The 21,572-nt window shown below is 45.4% G+C and carries 15 protein-coding genes; 1 reads left to right on the top strand and 14 read right to left on the bottom strand.

The annotated features are described in order from the left end of the window. Positions 1 to 5 precede the first annotated feature (5 nt). From ACN0T0_RS18100 to ACN0T0_RS18060, 9 genes are all read right to left on the bottom strand, one after another. Positions 6 to 2,033, bottom strand: coding sequence for a MacB family efflux pump subunit (locus tag ACN0T0_RS18100; RefSeq protein WP_417228138.1), 2,028 nt, complete (start codon positions 2,031 to 2,033; stop codon positions 6 to 8). A gap of 5 nt (positions 2,034 to 2,038) precedes the next feature. After that, positions 2,039 to 3,262: an efflux RND transporter periplasmic adaptor subunit gene (locus tag ACN0T0_RS18095; protein WP_417228137.1), complete on the bottom strand. Its 1,224-nt coding sequence runs from the start codon at positions 3,260 to 3,262 to the stop codon at positions 2,039 to 2,041. Between the two features lie 88 nt (positions 3,263 to 3,350). Further along, positions 3,351 to 4,022, bottom strand: coding sequence for a YbhB/YbcL family Raf kinase inhibitor-like protein (locus ACN0T0_RS18090; RefSeq protein ID WP_417228136.1), 672 nt, complete (start codon positions 4,020 to 4,022; stop codon positions 3,351 to 3,353). 86 nt (positions 4,023 to 4,108) lie between these two features. Further along, positions 4,109 to 5,536 (bottom strand): ATP-binding protein, encoded by a 1,428-nt coding sequence (locus ACN0T0_RS18085; RefSeq protein ID WP_417228135.1) that lies wholly within the window; start codon positions 5,534 to 5,536, stop codon positions 4,109 to 4,111. 9 nt (positions 5,537 to 5,545) lie between these two features. Further along, complete coding sequence (locus ACN0T0_RS18080; RefSeq protein WP_417228134.1) at positions 5,546 to 6,229, bottom strand: response regulator transcription factor; 684 nt, start codon at positions 6,227 to 6,229, stop codon at positions 5,546 to 5,548. Between the two features lie 236 nt (positions 6,230 to 6,465). Next, the gene (gene arsB, locus ACN0T0_RS18075; protein WP_417228133.1) at positions 6,466 to 7,488 is read right to left on the bottom strand and encodes an ACR3 family arsenite efflux transporter; all 1,023 of its coding nucleotides are present in this window, start codon (positions 7,486 to 7,488) and stop codon (positions 6,466 to 6,468) included. 669 nt (positions 7,489 to 8,157) lie between these two features. Further along, on the bottom strand, positions 8,158 to 9,027 hold the full coding sequence (locus ACN0T0_RS18070; protein ID WP_417228132.1) for an alpha/beta fold hydrolase: 870 nt from the start codon (positions 9,025 to 9,027) through the stop codon (positions 8,158 to 8,160). A 39-nt stretch (positions 9,028 to 9,066) separates the two neighbouring features. Continuing rightward, the gene (locus ACN0T0_RS18065) at positions 9,067 to 10,011 is read right to left on the bottom strand and encodes a 3-carboxyethylcatechol 2,3-dioxygenase (protein WP_417228131.1); all 945 of its coding nucleotides are present in this window, start codon (positions 10,009 to 10,011) and stop codon (positions 9,067 to 9,069) included. Position 10,012: 1 nt separating this feature from the next. Beyond that, positions 10,013 to 11,692, bottom strand: a complete 1,680-nt coding sequence (locus ACN0T0_RS18060) for a bifunctional 3-(3-hydroxy-phenyl)propionate/3-hydroxycinnamic acid hydroxylase (protein ID WP_417228130.1) — start codon at positions 11,690 to 11,692, stop codon at positions 10,013 to 10,015. A gap of 811 nt (positions 11,693 to 12,503) precedes the next feature. Here ACN0T0_RS18060 and ACN0T0_RS18055 point away from each other — a divergent pair. Then, the gene (locus tag ACN0T0_RS18055) at positions 12,504 to 14,228 is read left to right on the top strand and encodes a sigma 54-interacting transcriptional regulator (RefSeq protein WP_417228129.1); all 1,725 of its coding nucleotides are present in this window, start codon (positions 12,504 to 12,506) and stop codon (positions 14,226 to 14,228) included. A gap of 97 nt (positions 14,229 to 14,325) precedes the next feature. Here the strand turns inward: ACN0T0_RS18055 and ACN0T0_RS18050 are convergent, their stop codons facing one another. Genes ACN0T0_RS18050 through ACN0T0_RS18030 form a run of 5 tightly spaced genes read right to left on the bottom strand, consistent with a single transcriptional unit; the run spans position 14,326 to position 21,392 of the window. Further along, positions 14,326 to 14,883, bottom strand: coding sequence for a hypothetical protein (locus ACN0T0_RS18050; protein ID WP_417228128.1), 558 nt, complete (start codon positions 14,881 to 14,883; stop codon positions 14,326 to 14,328). A 32-nt stretch (positions 14,884 to 14,915) separates the two neighbouring features. Then, a complete protein-coding gene (locus ACN0T0_RS18045) occupies positions 14,916 to 17,315 on the bottom strand; it encodes an efflux RND transporter permease subunit (RefSeq protein WP_417228127.1) in 2,400 nt (799 codons plus the stop codon). A 26-nt stretch (positions 17,316 to 17,341) separates the two neighbouring features. Further along, positions 17,342 to 18,394: a WD40/YVTN/BNR-like repeat-containing protein gene (locus ACN0T0_RS18040; protein ID WP_417228126.1), complete on the bottom strand. Its 1,053-nt coding sequence runs from the start codon at positions 18,392 to 18,394 to the stop codon at positions 17,342 to 17,344. A gap of 53 nt (positions 18,395 to 18,447) precedes the next feature. Next, positions 18,448 to 19,800 carry a DUF1329 domain-containing protein gene (locus ACN0T0_RS18035; RefSeq protein ID WP_417228125.1) on the bottom strand — a complete coding sequence of 451 codons (1,353 nt, stop codon included), beginning with the start codon at positions 19,798 to 19,800 and terminating at the stop codon, positions 18,448 to 18,450. A gap of 14 nt (positions 19,801 to 19,814) precedes the next feature. Further along, positions 19,815 to 21,392, bottom strand: a complete 1,578-nt coding sequence (locus tag ACN0T0_RS18030; RefSeq protein ID WP_417228124.1) for a DUF1302 domain-containing protein — start codon at positions 21,390 to 21,392, stop codon at positions 19,815 to 19,817. Between the last annotated feature and the right edge of the window lie 180 nt (positions 21,393 to 21,572).

Genomic DNA, 21,572 nt, shown 5'->3' with positions numbered 1-21,572 from the left:
TCACCCTAATCTCGGGAAAGTGCCTCAATAGGGTTAAGTCGTGCGGCATTACGGGCAGGCAGATAGCCAAACAGAATGCCAATTAAGGTCGAGCAGGTAAACGCCGCCACGATAGAGGTACCGGAATAGATCATCTGAAAATCGCTACCGCTATAGCTAAAGATGATACCAACGAGATAAGCCAGCCCGATCCCTAACGCACCACCACAAAAGCACACCAGCACCGCTTCGATTAAAAACTGCCACATGATATCGGTCTGCCTAGCACCGACGGCGATACGTATACCGATCTCCCGTGTTCGCTCGGTAACGGAGACCAGCATAATATTCATCACTCCAATGCCGCCCACCAGCAGCGAGATGAAAGCGATAGCCGAAATAAGCATGGTCATGGTATCCGATGTTTTCTCAATACTTTTGCGGATGGTATCGGTATTGATCGTAAAGAAATCCACCGTGCCATGACGCATCGTTAGTAAGCTAATAATTCCCTGCTCTGCCACCTCACTCTCGACATTTTCATCCACTCTGACGGTGATATCACTGACATAGTTTTGCCGGAAAATACGCCCCGATACGGTGGTATAAGGCAACCAAACATTCAGTTCATCACTGTTACTAGAAACACTTTCAATGGGCTGTGTTACGCCAATCACCCGGACCGGCAGGCGACCAAGAAAGATAACGCTACCCAGTGCATTCCCTTCAGCAAAAAGCGCTTGCTCCGTATTCTCGTCAATGACCGCCACCTGCTCCATCGCGACGACACTGTCTTCCGCAAAAAACTGTCCCTGCGCCAAGCTATAACCGCGCACACGGAAGTAATCCGTGCCCACCCCCTGCACTGACCCGGTCACCGTTTCACTGGAATAGCGAATCGCCACATTGGCTCTCACCGTTGGGGTAACACTATCGACAAAAGACAAGGTTTTCAGCGCATCGGCATCCGCTGCCGTTAGTGTACGAATCCGCCCAGAACGCCGATCACCGCGACCAGTCCCGGGCTTTATCTCAATGGTGTTGGTCCCCATAGAGGCGATATTATCCATAATCGACTGCTGCGATCCGGCCCCTAGTGCAACGACCGACACCACAGAAGCAATACCAATAATAATGCCGAGCATGGTCAAAAACGTACGCAGACGGTTATTCGACATCCCAATCAACGCCATCTTTAGCGCTTCGAGATAACGGGACCAGTTAATCGTGCGCGCCAGCCTGTGGTGTTTAATCGCTGGCGGCTTAATTGTTTGTTGATCGACTTGTGGCTTATGATCGTCAAGCGCGATTGCAGGCTGCGATGCGTTCTCTACCCCGCTGCCACTCGATTGATCGCCATTGAGTTTAGTATTGAGTGTATCGCCAATGATCTCGCCATCTTTGATCTCAATAACACGATCGGCAAACTCGGCAATATGCGGATCATGTGTTACCAAAATAATGGTGTGGCCATCACGGTGTAGCTCACGCAGCAGCTTCATCATCTCTTCGCCGCTGCTGCTGTCTAACGCACCGGTCGGCTCATCCGCGAGGATCACATCTCCGCCATTAATCAGCGCCCTTGCGACACTCACCCGCTGCTGCTGGCCACCACTCAGTTGATTTGGCTTATGCTCTAAACGATCGCTTAATCCCAACCGAGTGAGTAACTCGGTCGCTTTTTTCTGCCGCTCATTAGGCCCTTCATTCGCATAGAGTGCCGGCACTTCGACGTTACCCAAGGCGGTTAAATCGCCCAATAGATGATAACGCTGGAAAATAAAGCCGAAGTATTCACGCCGTAGCGCCGCCAACTCATTTTCATCCATCGCCGAGGTATCTTGGCCATTGATGAAGTAATGTCCTTTATTGGGTTTATCCAAGCAGCCAAGGATATTCATCAAGGTCGATTTTCCCGAGCCAGAGGCGCCGATAATAGCCACCATCTCGCCGCGATTAATCTGAAGATTAATCTCCTTCAAAACCGTCAGTTCGTCTTCTCCGGCAGAAAAGCTACGGCTGACACCCACCACATTTAACAGTGCTTCAGTCATGGCTATTACCGTCTACCTGAGCCGGGCCGAGTTTGCCCCATCAACCCACTCGCAAGGCCGCCACTAGCGCTACCGGCTCTAGCATTGTTGCCGCTGGACGACTGACCGATAACAATCTCATCTGCTTCATTAAGACCTGACAAGATTTGCGCGTAGACTTTATTATTGATGCCCACCGTCACATCGCGGTATTCCACCTCATCCTTGTTTTTCACCAGCACCTGATAAGTATTCTTTGAGCCCCGCTTGGCAACTAACACCTGCGAAGGCACCAACAATGCATCCTCTGCCCGCGCTAAAATAATAGAGACCTGCGCAGTCATACCGAAGCGCAACAAATTGTCGGGATTTTCCACATCAAACAGGGCGTTGTAATAGATCGCCTCATCATCGCCAATCGTTAGATCGCTATCATCACCGCTGAGCAAGGTAGGACCGGGTTCAATCGCTCGTAAAACACCGTGATACTTCTTATCCGTCGCCCCCAAGATGGTGAAATAGACCTCCTGCCCGGCAGCCACATTAATGATGTCGGCTTCGGACACCTGCGCTTTGATGGTCATCACATCCAGCTGTGCCAACTCGATAATACTGGGCGTCCCCTGATTGTTATTAACGGTCTGGCCCTCTTCGACCGAGACATAAACCACCGTGCCATCAATGGGTGATGTAATGGTGGTGTAGCCTAGATCAAGCTTGGCATTATCCACACTGATAATCGATTTTTCTTTCTCGGCGCTCAGTTGGTCCAGTTCTGCCCGATAAACGGCCAATAATGATTCCGCCGTATCGTATTCCGCTTGCGAAGTAGCGCCATCCACCAGTAGTTTTTGCTTACGTTTAAACTCGGCTTGCGCGGCTTTAATCTGCGCTTGTTTTGCTTTGTATTGAGCATTAATGCTCTTGAGTGATGCTTGCGCTTCCTTCAGCGCATTTTGCTGTGTCAGGTTATCGATCTGAGCAATAAGCTCACCCTTTTTTAACGTATCACCCACCTGAACATCGATTTTTTCGATCAAGCCAGACACCTGAGAACCGACACTGACCAATTTTGACGGATACAAAACCCCGTTGGTCAGTACCACATTTTCAATGCTGCCTCGCTTAACAACATTGGTGATAAAAGCAGGCTGAACCTGCTGTGCCTGAATGTATTTATAGCCAACTCCGATGGCCACAACCACGATCAGAAGTAGGACGATCAATGTGTTTTTCATCTTCTTTTTCATGTCAATCTCTTGAGAGCTTGTGACGATTTATCTTCAGCGAACACAAACAGGTTTATACAATAGCAACGGTTGATTCGCGCAACGGTTCTCAATGAACTGGCTGTTGCGTTTGCCCATAGCGTTCAAAACTAACGGTGAGGGAACCAGACCCCAGCACCAAGCCTCGCATCTTGTTTCGCAACACCGCAGCGGACACATTATCGGACTCTGGCAGCGCTAAAAACGCTGACAATGCATAAAGGTGGAAGCTGTAGTTCTTCACTCCAGGCCCTTTGGAGCAGGGTGGTGCGTACTCACTTTTCCGATTCACAACATTGCTGCCCAATGCGCCGGCAACTTGTCCAGCTTGAATACCCGATACCGTGGCGGGCACGTTGTACATCCCCCAATACCAACGCAATCCTTCCGGCTTGTTTGGCTTATGTGAGGGAAGAGGAGCGGGAGTGACCTGTGCGGGATTGTTTTCATCATGACCCGCCTGAGAGTCTGGGCTGCCGGCTGGGTACTTGGCCACTTTAGGCTCAGATTTAGACATCGGCATATGATCCATAATAATGACCAAAGACTGGGTACCCTGTGGCACACCACGCCAACTTAACGGTGGCGATATACCCTCGCCTTCACAGGTAAACTTAACGGGTAGCATTCCTCCATCAACAAACTCAGGGCTGCTTAGTTCAATGGATTCACGGGCCTGAGCACCAGACACCAGCAGTATCGAGGTTACGAGAGTCAATAGAGCAATTTTTTTCGTCTGCATGGCTAATCTCTTTAGTCATCAAGGTAACGATTTAAGCAGTTAACTTAAGTCTAACGATTAGACGGCTGGGATGGATGACAATGCTGTCATTTAACCATGGGTAACACTAATTTCATCACCACAACATCTTGCGCGCTGGGCTCAAGTAAAAGATCGCCATCGTGGGCACGGGCGATCTCACGTGCCAAGCTCAACCCAAGACCACTACCAGAAGCACCTTGAATCTGTGCGGATTCGCCACGGTAAAAACGCTCGAATAGCTGACTTCTGACCTGCTCTGACAGTGGTAAACAGGCGTTGCTGATCACCACCTCAATGGTCGAGCCGTTTTCGCTGGCGTTAATCATAACGCCTTTTTCTGGCAGGCTATAGTGCATCACATTAACGAGTAAATTATTCAGTAGCTGCGTCAGCAAGACACTATCGCCTTTTGTTATTAGGCCTCGATCGATCGAGCAATGCAGCACTAATGCCTCGGACAACAGCTCCATATCGGCGGTTAGTTCATCTAATAGATCGGTCATATTGATCGGTTCCAGATGAAGTGCCATTGAGCCGGAATCTGCTTGTGACAAAAGCAACAATTTACGCGTGATCGCCGAGAGGTGCCCGACTTCATCAAGAATGGCATTGAGGTCTAACTGCGATGAATTTTCAGCGAGCACCGCTTGTTCCAGCTTGCCTCTTAAAACGGTCAGCGGTGTTTTTAATTCATGAGCGGCATCGGCGGTAAAGCGTGAGATTTGCTGAAAGCTATCCTCAAGCCGATCGAGCATTGTATTGTAAGCTTCGATTAAGCGTTGAAACTCTTTGTCTTCTTTATGTTCAGGCAAGCGATGGCTCAGATCTTTCTCGGTCACCCTATCCATGGAACGATGCAGACGATTGATCGGCCGAAGGGTATGACTCGCGATCAGCCAAGAGCCCAACAAGCTGAGCAAAAAAGAGAATGGAATCACAACGACCAGCGCTTCACGTAGGGTGCTTTTTAACTCCCGGGTGCTGGCTGCCACATCAATGCCGATAAAGCTCTGATAGTCTCGAACCTTTAACAGCGCACCAAGCCATTGCTTCTCTTCATGTTCAAAAAAGGCTACCCGACAATAGGCTTTGGCTTGGTTTTTATCGGATAATTCTAACTGATCAGCGCTACGCCAATTGATGTTATTAATAATAGTGTTGATATCAACACCCTCAGATGTTCTCACAACACCAGCGTCACCAGCACCGAGATAGATCATGACCTCGTTTGGTGAGCTAACTCTTAGTTTATTGACTAAGTCAGCAATAATCTGACTATCTGAAGGCTTTCCCGCACTTGAAATCGGTCGATAACGAGGAGAACCATCGGCATCAAACCGTGGAATCAGTCGCCTTGCTTCCATACACAGTCGGTCATCAAGGCGATTAAACTCGACTTGCATAATGCGTGACCAGCTCAAGGTGATCACAATCGCCAGCACTGCGCTCACCGTTAGCAGGGAGATGGTAATAATCCGTGTGCGAAAATACATTCTAGCCCCTCAGCCTGCGCTTAAACGATAGCCCGTACCGCGCACGGATTCAATCGCGCCCACCATCTTGCCGGCCCCTTCCAATGATGCAATCTTGCGACGAATGCGCTTAATACAGACATCCACTACATTGGTGCAGGGATCAAAATCGTAACCCCAAACATGTTCCAACAACTGGCCCCGCGTTAAGACTTGATTGGGCGAGCGCATCAAATATTCGAGCAGGCTAAATTCACGGCTGGTGAGTTCCACCGATTGCCCCTGGCAATGAAGACTGCGATTGATGCAATCCAATTGCAGCGAACCAACTTCCAGCAGATGCTGTGCTCTGCCGCTATGGCGTCTCAATAACGCCTGAATCCGGGCATTCAACTCTTCCACATAGAAAGGTTTGGCCAAGTAATCATCGGCTCCCATCTCTAAGCCCTGCACACGATCACCCAACTCATTTCGGGCCGTCAGCAGAATAACCGGCGTCTCAACCCCGATCTGTCGAAGGGAGGCAAGAATATCTAGGCCATCGCGGCCCGGCAGCATAATATCAAGAACAATAACGTCGAAAGCCTGACTGCTCGCAGCCTCGTATCCCTTATGACCATCGGCACAATGGGTAACGTGGAAGTTTTTTGCCCGCAAACCTTCACAGATAAAATCGGCAATTTTTTGTTCATCTTCGACTAGCAACAGGTTCATTGAGACTCATCCTTAAACGACTCAAACCAGTATCTCAGCTGAGCCGTCGCAACCGCAATCAATATGACAACTTTGTCATTTTCGCTAGCACGATAAAGCGACGGCTCGTATGCTCACTTGAATGCTGTTGTATTTTGGGGATTACAGTCTCACCAATGTGTAACTGACCTGAACTAAGGCGTCATTCAGCAGCACTATGTATAAACCTTAGATGACAGCCTTAGCGTAAAAAATCGTTATACTGCCCCAAACCAATGCCGAGTTCGGTTAGCAAACCAAACCAGACTCAGCATCACCGGCACTTCAACCAACACCCCGACAACCGTTGCTAACGCGGCACCAGAATGTAATCCAAACAATGAAATAGCCACCGCAACGGCTAACTCGAAAAAATTGGAGGTACCAATCATGCATGCTGGCGCGGCTATATTGTGGGGCAAACGCATTTTCCTAGCGACCCAGTAAGTCATCGCAAAAATACTATAGGTTTGAATCAACAATGGAATAGCAATTAACACAATCGCTTGCGGCTGAGCCAATATCGTCTGCGCCTGAAAACCAAACAGCAACACCACCGTCGTCAGCAGCCCAATCACAGACCAGGGTTTGAGTGTCGCTAGTAAGCGCTCAAGTGCCGAATGATCATCGCTACGATCAACCTGCTTGCGGGTGATCGCCCCTGCCAGCAATGGAATAACCACATACAGTACGACCGAGAGCAGTAGAGTCCCCCAAGGCACCGATATATCCGTGACCCCCAATAGAAATCCGGCAATAGGCGCGAAGGCGAAGATCATAATAATATCGTTAACCGATACCTGTACTAAGGTGTAATTGGGGTCCCCTTTGGTTAACTGACTCCAAACAAATACCATCGCCGTGCATGGCGCGACGCCTAATAAAATCATCCCGGCAATATATTCACTCGCGGTTTTCGGATCGACCCAATCGGCGAATATTCCTTTAAAAAACAACCAACCTAAGAATGCCATCGTGAAAGGTTTAACCAACCAATTGACCACCAGCGTCAGTAATAAACCCTGAGGTTTTTTACCCACCTCTTTCAATGAGGAAAAATCGATCTGCACCATCATCGGGTAGATCATTAACCAAATCAGCACCGCGATAACCACATTTACCTGGGCAAATTCCCAGGAAGCAATCAACTCAAAATATTCAGGTAAGCGATTCCCCAGTGCCACCCCGCAGACAATGGCTATAGCCACCCATACACTAAGATATCGTTCAAAACTACCCACGCAAACTCTCCTTGGCTATGCCTTAACTAACATATACTCAATCGATCTTGATCGCCGATCAGGCCACTATTCCTATGCCTTATCCAATCAACAAATGACGGTCGCTAACAGCAAAAAGCCTGCGTCCGCTCAAGCCGATGCCCTATCGCCTCAAACCGCCATAACTCTCTATATAAAGACACTTATAAAAGTGTAAGGGAGACATTGCCATATTTATGTAAACACATATGGATAAAGGTATATTCAAACAAATATATATGGATAAACATATATGTCAAGATAGCTAGCACTGACCCCGTGTAATGACACAATACATTTAGCCACCTAAATTGGGATAACCAGCTTCACTTTAGTTAGCAAGAATAACAAAAGAGTCTCCTGCATAGTTCAGGCATAAAAAGCCCAGTCGTTAAACTAGGCTCTTTCATGCGCAGATTTCATTCAAAGGAGTATCAATCTCAGTCACTGCCTCATAAAGCATCGGTACAAGCTATTCTGTCGCTGGAGTACCTGCTTCAACACTCCCGTTACCCAGCAGCGATCAGCAGAAGACCTAACCGACGCAGTGTGAAAGGTTTCATCTTCAATAACACTGGTTTCAAGCGCACTCGGAACTAACTCCTGATTCTGAAACGCAAGACTCGCTGGCTTTATGCACCAGCTGACAGCTTACTTAATTCCGTACTTGAGGAAATCCAACACCATACGATTGAACTTGTCAGCAAATTCCCACTGTACCCAATGACCACAGCGGTTGAATATATGCAGCTCGGCACGCGGCAAGCCATTCACTAGACGAAGACCCGTATCCATGGGTACGAAGCGATCATCCCGTCCCCATAAGATTAACGTTTCGTTAGTAATCTCATTAAGACGATGGCCCACGTCCGGAAATTGTTTGGGATTGACTTGGATACTCTTCACAAAGTTTTCCAAATGATCCTTGCGGGCTAAGATGTTATCCAGACGAGTCTGGAAAAGCTCTTCTGTCATACTGCTGCTGTCATAGACGAAGATATCCATCATCTCCTTAAGATTATCCATGGTCGGTTCGCGATACAGCTTACCAATACGCTTGATACCTTCGGCTGGCATTGGCGTGAACATGCTACCGCCACCGGTGCCGCCTCCCATCAAGATTAGCTTATCGACATACTCTGGATATTCCAGGGCAAAAGCGACAGCGCTGTGCCCACCCATAGAGTTACCAATAATGTTAATTTTTTTCAGGCCTAAGCCGTCAACCAATCCCTTCAGGACTCGGGCGTTAAGGTGAGAGCGAGAACCGTCGTTAACGATGCTATCACTCTTGCTCCAGCCAGGGCTGTCCATCAGAATTACGCGATAACCTGCGTCTGTCAGTGGTTGGATGTTACGATTAAAATTGGCCCAACCACTCGCACCCGGCCCAGAGCCATGTAGCATCACCACAACTTGATCACCTTTCTCGGTGTCGTTGTAGTGGATGTTCAAATCAGCATCGCCTTCCTTGATAGAAATAAATTTACTGGTTCCTGCTTCAGTCCATTGCTGTGACATTCTCAAATACCCCTAGTTTTAAAATGTGTTATCCCGAGATTAACTGACTGCCGAAGCGGTCAATGCGCCATAACCGGCAATCCACTCAGGAATCGGGAGATAGTAGCGAGACTCCTCCCGGTAAGGCCCGAAAGCAGCCATCGCTGCAGCCGCAGCTACCCAGTTCTTTACCTCGTGAGCGGACTTACCCGCCTTTTCGGAAACGTCCTGATTGCTTATGGTATCCAGCTCACTCATCTGGCCAGTAGCAAGTAGATCCAAGAACCACTGATCCCACTCTGGATTCAAAGGGAGCAGTGAGTTCTGATCGTTGACAAAGCCACGAGCTGCGTCGATAACCCTTTGGGTACGAGCTTCCCGTTCGTCTGTCGGCAGGTTACGGCCACTACCAAGCATCCGATCTCTCATGTGTGCATTGACATTGGCCAGTTCCGGCACAGGCGGCTGGTGTGACAGGCCGCCGGAACCGATAATAAGTACTCGCTTGTTAAGCGAAGCGGCATAGCGACCTAAAGCATCACCCAGCAAACGAGCACGTTCAAAAGACGGCAATGGCACCGCAACCGAGTTGATAAATACAGGAATCACCGGAACCTTATCCAGCCCGCCCAGTAGAAACTCAAGAGGCTGGGCAAAACCATGATCCACCTGCATTTTATGCGACAACGCAGTGTCGACACCGGCGTCCATAACAAACTGAGCAGCCGCTTCGGCTAGATCAGCGGGCACAAGTAGGTCGCCTTCTGCGGTTCCAAAATCACCAATCGCATGGGCAGCAGTGCCGATGCAAAATGACGGCATAATGTCATAGAAGAAACCGTTATAGTGGTCTGGCGAAAACAGCAATACGAGTTCCGGAGCAAAAGCTTCGATACGCTTACGAGCAGTAGCCACGACACCGCTGACCTCATCCAGTATCATTTGTTCGGGATCCACGAGCCCGACCAAAGGGGTATGAGACAAACATTGTAATAATGCTGGCATATCAAGCTACTTCACGTTTATGTGGCGCAGATATATCCTCAGCACAAACCGGCGTAGCCTGCAGCACCCGTAGATAATCCTCAGTCACCTGACCTAGAGTCTGGGGAATGGCAACCGCTCCAACAAAGCGGTCCGGGCGAATAACAGCAATAGAGGCTGGATACTGACCAAACCAATCCTTCAGACGGCCCTGAACATCTCCCACACGAATCACGCCATCCGCCACCTCGCAGCCATTCTTCATCTGAACGTCTGGAAGCACCTGAATGAAATTAGCCCCGAGCGCTTTCCAAGCCTCAACTTGCCTATCGTTCAACCCCCAAGTTGGATCTGCTCCCCAGGCAATAACAGCAAAACCAGTACCGATCACTTCATCAAGTAAAACTATCGGACCTTGTTCCGTCAGCACCTTCGGCTGAATGAACATTTTACCAACGGGCGACCCCTTGATATTTTCTTTCACTTCAACCAATGCACCCTGATCGTACTTTGGCATAGGCTTGAAGCGCATCTCTAGGAAGTAACGCTTCACCGGAGGCACAAAACCCATCACCCAGGAGAGTCCATCACGCAGTGTACCCTGCCAGCGTTTAGGAGGCGCCAGCACATGCCCAGCCAATACCGATAGGTCAATCATCGCTTTGGCATGATCCCGTCGTTCGACCTCATAACTATCTAGCAACTGCTCACCGGCACTTCCTTGAACAACCAGTGCTAATTTCCAAGCCAGATTGAACGCGTCACGCATCCCGCTGTTGTAACCTTGCCCCTGCCATACCGGCATGATGTGAGCAGCATCACCTGCGAGCAACACACGACCTTTACGAAATTCACCAGCCAAGCGGGCATTGTGGGTATAAACACGGCTACGAATCAGCTCTACGTTATCCGGGTTGGGTAGCACCTTCGCCAGCAACTTGCGCATATTTTCCGGCTGGCTCAACTGCTCCTCCGTTTCACCCGGCATCACCATGAACTCAAAGCGTCGTGTCGCATGAGGCAACGCAGCAGATACATAGGGGCGCTCAGGATCAGCACATAGATAAACGTTTGGTGTCGCCAATGGGTCGTTGGCTATATCAACTACAATCCATTGATTCGGAGCCGTCTTTCCATCAAAGCTAATGCCCAGAGAGCTTCGCACGTAGCTATTACCACCATCGCAGGCAACCAGATAATCGGCACGAATGGATTCTTTCTGACCTTCCGGGCCGTCAGCATGAATTGTGACGCCTTTGTCATCCTGTTCGAACGCTTGAACATTCCGCGAGAACATTACTTTCACATTCTTAAAGCGGCTAAGACCACGATACAATACGGCATCTACCTGCGGCTGGATAAATGCATTCCTGCGCGACCAGCCAAACTCATCAGTCATCGGTTGAATATCAGCGAAGCAACGTCCTTTCGGTGTGAGAAAGCGCATAGCATGATGTGGCGTGGTATGCGGCAGAACTTCATCGATTAGCCCAACAGACTGAATGGTGCGTAGCGATTCATCATCAATACCAATGGCACGAGGGTAATCAATCAGCTTGTCGAGCCTTTCTAGTACGATGACATCAACACCGGCTTGGCCAAGATAATTGGCAATAGTCAAACCAACAGGTCCAGCGCCTAGAATGGCTACTTTACAGAGATAATCGGTCGATACATCATTGGTCTTATTGTCGGCAGTCATGCAAGCACCTTGTTCGGGAGAAGTGTGTAAACGCTGGATAAACCGTCTGTCATCTAACACTAGGAAACCAAATCTGTGGCTTATTCAATGACACAGATCAGACATTATTATTTGTAATTTTCGCGATCACTATATCAATTACGTTGAATAGCCCTCAATAAAAACCAACTGCATCGTGCACATAGTGCACCATTTATGCGAATCATTAACTCGCAAGAACATGGAAAAAACTGCCAATAATAAGGTCATCTGCGAGTTGAGCTGGGGATTGGAGGTACTAGACACAGAAGCGAGAGCCTTTAGGGCTATCTCTTTGTAGCCTGTAAAACTGGGCTATATCTACAGCCATAAGAAATGTTTTTTCGTTAGACATTAGGTCTTCTGCCGACCTACAGGCGACCTGCGGGATAACTGTAAAGATACAAGAATCTTGACCACCGATTAGCGGTAATAAACTCACCTTAGCTAACTAAGTACAAAATGGCTTTGAATCACTCCGCCGGTTGATTCATCCTAAAATCAATTAATTTCACTTATCTTCTATCGATAGCTCATGAGTGTTATCCATTAGAATATCTTGTTGAAATCATTCTCCGCTGCTATGGTTAACAATTAAAAAATTGACCTACAAATATATAGTGTGCAAAGCGCTTCACCTGTCTATAATTCATATTGAGCGCCTAAGTTGAAACCAATTTGACAACTACGTATGCCTGCCAATATATCTACAGACTCAACTATATATCATCAGAAATATTTAGTAGCACAATAAAGTGGCTTTCCTATAACAATAAGTAGAACAGAAAATTCAATGGTTCCTAACGCTGAAAATACAGAATATTCAGATGTAAATTTAAAAACCCCCGAAGAAATTCTTACCCATTTCCCTTATCTTGAATCTCTGACAAGGGAATTACGTTTTTTCCCTAATGAAGGAAAAATCTGGTTTGGTAATGATCGTGTTACCTTAGTCCATTTAAAAACACTGAGTAAGTTACGAACACAGTTGATTGACAGCCTAGGAATAGAAGAAGCGAGGGGAATTCTCACTCGGTTTGGTCACCATATTGGCTGCCAAACAGCTATGATTGCCAAAAGACTTCAGCTATCTCATAACACTACAGACTCATATTTGCTGGGACCGCAGCTTCATACCATGACGGGCTTAACACGAACTGAGCCTCTAGCGATCGCTGCAAATTACGCAACAGGTGTATCAGAAGCGAAAGTCATACTTCATGACACAATGGATGCCAACAGTCATCTCGAAAACTTTGGTCTGTCGGATGAAGGTGTTTGTTGGATTCATACAGGTATGGCCTCCGGTTATACATCAACTTTCCTAGGAAGAGTCATGGTGTTTAAAGAAACTCAATGCCGTGCACATGGTGACGACAACTGCGTAATGGAAGGCAAATTACTTGAAGAATGGCAAGACGATGAAATTCAAAACGAGCTCAATGCGCTGAGAACCCATTTTTTCAGCAATAAACTCGATCAGGTTGGGGAGAAAAATTCATCGCACGACAAATCAATAAACAGTCGTATGATTGGGGTTTCTGCTGCCTATACTTCAGCACGCTACCTTGCGGAAAAGATAGCAAACTCACGTACGACCGCCTTGTTGCTGGGTGAAACAGGCACAGGTAAAGGACAGTTTGCGAAGCTTATACACGAATTAAGCGACCGTTCCAGCAAACCCTTTATTTCACTAAATTGCTCGGCGATACCGGAAAATCTAATCGAAGCGGAACTGTTTGGAGTAGAAGCCGGTGCCTATACTGGCGCAAACCAAACACGTTTGGGTAAATTCGAACGCGCACATAAAGGAACACTATTTCTTGATGAAGTAGGCACACTAAGTCTATCAGCACAAGTTAAGTTGTTACGGGTCTTACAGGAGCGAGAAATAGAACCCATCGGTAGCGTTCACGTCAAAAAAATTGACGTCCGAATTATCACAGCAACCAATGTTGATTTAAATCAGGCGGTCAAAGAGGGTAAATTCAGAAAAGATCTTCTGTATCGACTCAATGTTTTTACAATTGATATTCCCCCCTTAAGAAACAGGAAGGAAGACATCCCACTACTGATTGATTTTTTCCTGAAAAATTTTTCAAAAAGCCACAACAAAAAAATTCATGGTTTCACCGATATGGCCACCGATGTTTTATATCAATATGACTATCCCGGTAACATTCGAGAGCTTGAAAATCTGATCGAACGAGCAGTCATCATGACCGAAGAGGGAAAACTTATTGATATTGAGCATCTATTTGTCGATGAGAATATTCTTGAAACAGCCCTAATGGAAGTTGATCCCACCGGCAATTTAAAAAGCAAAAAAATCATCGCGTCTGAAGATCCAACCATGAACCAGTTAATTGATAATAAAATTACTTTTTCAGATTTCGAACAAGGTATTATCCAGTCAGCTATCCGCCAAGCCGATGGCAACATAACAAAAGCAGCAGAATTGTTAGGTGTAAAAAGAGATTTTATTCGATATAGAATTAATTCACAAAAAAATAATTAATACTCATCTACTAAAACGTTAACTATCAACACAAATAACCTGAGATAAAAAATAAGGTTTATCATCAGGTTATTTTTATATATTTTACAAAAAATCCTTAAGAAATCCGCCAAATAAAGAACTCATCTGGACTCTCCAACGATTTTTTATGAGAAGAGATAAGTTGTATGGTAGGCTGATTTTCAGCAAAAAACTTTTCCGAAACTAACTGCTTAGCCAATGCACTACCCCATTCGAAAGAGGGTTCTACACCCAGCTTATGCAGAGGACTTCCCTCTGGGACTTTATGCAGTAGACCATGACTCCGATATTCATGAGCGGATACATATAACGGTGCTGCACCCTCGCCAAGAAGAAACTGCTCTAAAATAAAATATTCAGCAGGACGAGATACACCAACAATTTTATGTCCATTATTAAAGGCTGGAAGAATATCACTAAACCAAACAGTAGAGATATCATGTTTAAATGAAATAACCTTTTTATTAGGGCCGCTTAATGTACGGACTAAACCATCACCCTCTTCAAAGCGTTCATCAAAAACCGTTAACAATGGGCTATCTACGTTTGTGCTATCCATTGCAAAACTCATGTCTGGGATCGCTAAAACTGCAGTACCTGCACCGAATATTTTTATAAAATCACGTCTATTCATTTGAAACCTCGATTTAATACTGTAGAAAAAACTTAAACAACGTTATTTTTTCTTACAAGAAAGAAGCGCGACAGAGCAGGAACTAAGATCAAAGCACCAAGCATATTCCAGAGGAACATAAATGCTAACATGACCCCCATATCTGCTTGAAATTTAATATCAGACATTTGCCATGTTATAACGCTAATAGAAAGCGTGAAGCCTGTTAGCAGAACCACTTTGCCAGTAAAAAGAAGCGTATGATAATAAGCATCAGATAGACTATCTCCACTTTTTAATCGGGCCTGCAGAACCACGATTAAATAAAGTGAATAATCAATACCAATCCCCACCCCTAGAGCTACCACTGGTAAGGTTGCAACTTTAACTCCCATGCCTAGTATTACCATCAATGCTTCCGCTAAAATTGACGTCAACATAAGAGGCAAAACAGCGACTAGAACCGCTCTCCAAGAACGGAACGTTATCAAACAAAGCAGCGACACCACACCATAGACCCAAAACAACATAATGTGATTTGAATGTTTAACGACGATATTAGTCGCCGCCTCAATGCCAGAATTACCGGCCCCTAAGATGAAACGAACGTTCTCGGTATTATTTTCAACGGCAAACGCTTCAACCGTTGAGACAATGCGCTTAAGTGTTTCCGCTTTATGGTCTTGTAGATAAGCATTTACAACAAGCAAATCGCAATTCTGGTTAAATAGATCTCTCGGGGTGTAATTGATAATGCCGTTCAACACCCTCTGATTCGGCACTAACTCAAACCACTTAAGATTCCCTTCATTTAATCCAACTAATGCCGCCTTCCCTTTTGACGCCATCGACTCAACCGAATCAACGCCAGATAACTGACGTAATCGCCACTCTAATTCTTCGGCTTTAGACAGCGCTTCAAAACTCCCGCAGAAACCACTCTGAGTCTCAACTAACACTGTAAAAATATCACTACTAACAGTGAAGTTATTCGTTATGAAAGCATTATCTAGGTTATACCTAGAGTCGCCTCTTAGCTCAGGAGCCCCGGGGTCTAAATCACCTATTTTTAGGTCTTGAGCGACATAGAGGCCGACAATACCCAACAAACAAGCCCCTGTAATGGCTCCTGCAGCCCATTTCCTTTGCGTAAAAAGATCAAGGAAGGCCCACATCTTATGCTTGCTATGTTGTTGATCCTGCATATCAATCACATCATCTTTAACCGCACGGGTAGCGGCACGAGGAGATACACCGGTATAACTGAGTAAAACAGGAATGACGGCCAGGTTAGTAATAACCAAGATCCCCACCCCAATACTCGCATTCAACGCAAGCTCTCTAATCACACCAATATCAATCATAAGTAACACAGCAAAACCAAAAGTATCACTGATTAATGCTGTCATTCCCGCCATAAACAAGCGGCGAAAAGTATATCGAGCCGCAATAAGCTTATGGGTGCCTCGACCTATATCGATAATAATGCCGTTCATTTTTTGAGTACCGTGACTCATCCCGATGGCAAAAACGAGAAAAGGTACGAGTATCGAATAGGGGTCAAGTTCTAGCCCCATGATAGACAGAATCCCTAGCTGCCAAATGACCGCCGTTAAAGAACAGCCCACTACGATCAAAGAGCTTCGAATACAGTGAGTAAAAAGAAATACAGCGAAACCGGCAACAATAACAGACATGACAAAGAAGAGAATCACTTCTTGTAGGCCTGCGATGAGATCACCCACCACTTTACCAAAGCCAATAATATGTATATCCACGCCCTGCGCTTGGTATTTTGAACGCAACTCTTCAAGCGCTACGGAGAATGCGCCATAATCCAACGCCTCTTTAGTTTTAGGGTTAATGCCTAATAGAGGAAGTTGAATAATACTTGAGCTGTAATCATTAGAGACCAGTCGACCAACTTCCCCTGACCGCTCTACGTTGATCCTAACCTGCTCAAGTGAACTTTCAGATCCATTATAATTACTGGGAATAACCGCCCCGCCATCAAAACCAAACTCGGTAATAGCCGTCCACCTAACCGATGGCATCCACAACGATTTAACATAGGCTCGATCAACCCCTGGAAGCAGATATAATTCATCATTAAGTTGACGTAATATAGCTAAATATTCAGAAGTAAATATTGATTTACCTTTGTTCGAAACAGCGATTCTAAGTGTATTCCCACTGCTCGATAAATCGCCTTTATGTTTATTGAAGTTCTGAATAAACGGATGATTAACAGGGATCATCCGTTCATAGTTTGCATTCAATTTTAAATTAAATAACTGAGCACCAAAAAACACAGTTAGTGCTAAACAGATCAGCAGAATAATTGGTCGATTATTGAATATAAGGCGTTCAATCAAAGGGCCTGATTTATGATCAAAGCTAGCTAAAGAGCTAGACCCATCATGATCTTTAGGATTAATTTCTTCAGGTATCATTTTTATTATCTCTTATAGCTGAGTATTTATTTTTCTTTTGAAATTGAAATATTTTTTATGCCATTCAATCCAACAGCTATAACTTTTGACGTGTCAATTTGCTCTAGCCCAGCAGTAAAGACACTGCCGACACCCAATGCTTTAAACCGACATCCATCACTTTCACTAATCAGTAAACGACCATTAGCAGCGGCCAGCAACACGCGTTTATCATCTAATTCAATGGCGGTATTAATCGTTGCTTCGGTTGGAACATTACATTTTTCCCAACCTAAATGGATCTTTTTGAAAACATTACCCATTAATCCATAAACAATGGCCCCACCCTCTTTAAGACTTATCTGCCCAAAAAATGTGCCTATATAAGGGCTATCTTTTGCTACAAAATTCATATCATCCGTTTCGGCCACGTAAATACCACCCTGCTCACCCGATATCAACACAGAACCATCTAGGAGCCGCGAAATCGAATAAAAATGAAACCCAAAAGGATTTTCAACTTTATGAATCAGTGAGTCCCAGGTTAAACCTCCATCTTCTGTCATAAAAATAAGTCCATACGAGCCGACCACAAAACCTCTATCGGGGCTATCAAACCAAAGATCAAAAAAGGGCCGATCTGCACCATCACCCGATAAACGCCGCACGGTTTCAGCAATGGACGAATCAATATCACTAGGCAGTTGATCGAAAGCTAATTTTGATGCTGTTTTGCCATCCAAAACCTGAACCCAATGTAGGCCAGCATCTTCCGTTTTAAGTACTACACCACGATGCCCCGCAGCGTAACCGACGGTTGCTGTAGGAAACGCCACCGATGTCAAACCATAGCCGATGGGGCTGTTGGCTAAACGCCAATTCAGGCCTTGATCATCACTCAAAAGAATATTACCTCGCTCACCGACAGCAACTAACCGTTGACCAGCCGTTGCAATATCTAAAACGAGTGAGTGTGTCGCTATTTCCAGTGCTTTTTCCGCAGCAGTATTGGCTTTAGCTGAACTAAATGAAATAGCCATACTAACCAACATCACAAAAACGGTTATCCGCTTGGATACTTTTTTAAAAAAATTTCTCATAAATAACCTGAGGTATAAATAGCCGGGAGGAAACTCCCGGCATAGTACGGACGTTATCTCAAACTACGAGAAGCCAAAGCTTTAGGGGTAAAGTAACGCTCACTTTTAGGCTCAGTAACACTCATTTGTGCATCGCCTTCATTCAACTGACCGTTGACTAGGTAGCTTCCCTTAATAAAGTCATAGGTTCCCCAAGGACGAAACACGACAAATTCACCTTCCGGTATAACGATAGGTAGCCCATAGCTCATCCGCCATAACTCACCATTGCTATCCCAACCATCAACAAGTAAGGCTAACCATGTATCTTCATCTAGGTATAACTTACGCTTCGCAACAGCATGACGTTGACCCTCAGCAAGCGTCGCCTCCACTTCCCAAACACGATGCAACTCCCAGCGAACATAATCAGGATTCAAAAAGTGTTTACCTATCGTTTGATCGTCAGAATGCTCTAAATAACCGTTATTGTTATAGGGAACATACAGCTCTTTTTTGCCGACTAACTTCCAATTAAAACGATTCATTCCGCCAGAGAAAATATATGCTTCATCAAAAAAAGCACTACCGGATGTAACAAAGTCTGGCGTATCGTAACCTAGACTAGGCGTGCGCCTTACACGACGTTGTCCCGCCATATACTGCCAAGCTTTACGGCCATTAATTGAATTATCCAACGTCTCATATACCAACATCGCCTCACCTACTTTGTAGCTAGGCTCCAAGTTTTCAAGAGCCGCCTTAGCAAACGCGTTGCCATCGAATGAACCTTCACCATAGTAGGGATAAATCCAGTGTTGGCTCGTTCCTGAGGCTAAAACTTTCTCGCCATTTGGTGGAACGACATAAGTTCTGAAATAATCGTGGGTACTTTTACCTCGATAGGAAGTTAGATGATTCCACATAGCTTCTAAACCGGTTGACGGTATCGGGAATGGAATCCCACCGATAGCGTTTTCGAGCAGATAACCATTGTGGCTAGTCGTTGCCGTTATCGCATTTTTTTTGGTCGCCTCATAAACTTCTTGCGGTGCCATACCGGTTCGGCGAGTTGGATAAATATCCATCCGAAAATCATCGTAGGTCTCAAATAACTTAACAATACCCGCATTCAACTTATCCAGATGCTCCTTATAATTCGATGACGTAATTACCAAGCGAGGCTTATCTTCTGGAAATAAATCTTTACGAGGCTGGCCGGAAACATAGCCTTCGGGGTTGCCTCCTTTATACCCTCCAGTCCAAGCAGGGATAGTGCCACTTGCATTACCCGCTTTTTCGGCACCTAATGGTGTTAAATCTTGCCCTAAACGCGCCGCTTCTTGTTCTGAGACAGCAAAAGCAGTAGAGCTACAGGTCAGCGCAACAGCCATTGTAAGAGCGCTATTTTTAATTATTTTAATCATATTCGCGTTCCTGATTAGAAAGTTCGATTGATATTAAATGAAATAAAATCACGGTCGATCAACGCTTGTTCTGACACATCATCACCGTAGTAATGGGTATAGCTAACCCCTCCTTTCCAATAACCTTGATAAGTAAAATCGACCCCTAAAGAGACATCGCCAGCACCATCACCAGAACCCCCGTTAAACTTAGGATCAAGCTGAGAATACCCCTTAAAGTTATGACCAACGGACAATGGCGTTTCAATATCAAGACCTGGGAGTACTTGGTATACAGCGGGAATAAACTGGAATCGCGTGCCCAATACTTCATTATTCATACCGGGCCAAAGGTATGCTTCATTCTTTGTTACATCGGTAACCTTATGGCCACCAATTTCTCCGATAAAGGTAAAACTATCCCAAAAAAGGTGTGGACCACCGATATAAATACCGGAGATCTGGTAATGGAAGCTATCGCCATACGGCTGCTGACTTGGCGGAGAAAAAGGACTAGCAAGCAATGGCGTATCTTTACGCACGCTGATCTCACCCGCCACGTTCATAGTCCCGACAGTCGTACTCGCGCTCAGACCAATCATCGTAATATCTTCAGGGAACCAGAGACCATAAGAACCAGGCACAATGGTTGAAGGAGGTACAGGGGCAACCGTGGATAAATCAAAAAAGTTATCGGTTGCTTGATTGTAGCCAATTTTTTCATGGTAATTCATATAGTAAAGACCAAAGTCGGTATCAAGCTCTGGCGAAAAATACTTAAAAGCGATACCCCATTGACCATCATCACTAGCTTCATAATCCTCTCTAGCCAAATTACCGTAACCAAGATCAAGGCTGCCGCCTTTATCCATAAAGTTGGTATCTGAGAAATATGAACCAGCTCCGGGAATACGAGATTTTTCCCACTCAAATTGATAATAAGCTTCAACCTTGAAGTCATCCGTCGGCTGAACGCCCATCGATATCTGATTAACCGGGAGGAATAGTTCCTTTGCTTGGGTATTCGGTACAGCCAACGCTTTAGCTAGATTCAATGGGCCATTTGCATAAGCCATGCCATTGGTGGCAAGAAATAAACTTTCTCCCCACACCAAAGAATGTCGACCTAGACGAACCGAGACATCGGTTCCACCAAAGCTAGTTTGACCGTAAAGAAAAGCATCCAGAAGCTCTGCATCTGATCCATGTTGATCTTCAACGTCGGGATGAAAGGATGTATTTTGCTCTGTCTCTTTACTGTATACATCGTCATACCATGCAGCACCGCTAAGGCGAAAGCCAATATCGCCAGCTTTAACATCTAGCTCCGACAGAAGATCAATACGATTGGAAATTAACCCTCGATCAAAGTTGTCATAACCATCATTTCGAAACTGTGCGGCAAGCGCCGCAGATGTAGCGTTATCTTTCTTGGCGACACTACTTGCAGCACTATATTTAATATTATTATCCCAGCGTATTGAGACATCATCTGACTGATATAACTGCACCGCTTCAGCGTTAGCAGCAATGACAGCGAGTCCTAAACTGGATACTACTCTTAAGGAAAGAGCACTCTTCTTTTTATTGTATGAGCATTTATTATTATTCACTAAGGCATTCCTCATTTATCATGACCTGCTGTAAGGAATAGCAAAAACAACACCAAAAATAATAAATCTGTTTAATATCATATAGATAAAAATATATAAGATACTTTTATGACAAAAACAAAATAAAAAATTTATATTATTTACAACTTTAAAATAAATAGAAAAATAATATGAATTCAA

Source organism: Amphritea sp., assembly GCF_048266285.1.
Classification (GTDB): domain Bacteria; phylum Pseudomonadota; class Gammaproteobacteria; order Pseudomonadales; family Balneatricaceae; genus Amphritea.
The sequence above is the reverse complement of the archived record's forward strand: the minus strand, read 5'-3'. Positions and strand labels throughout refer to the sequence as shown.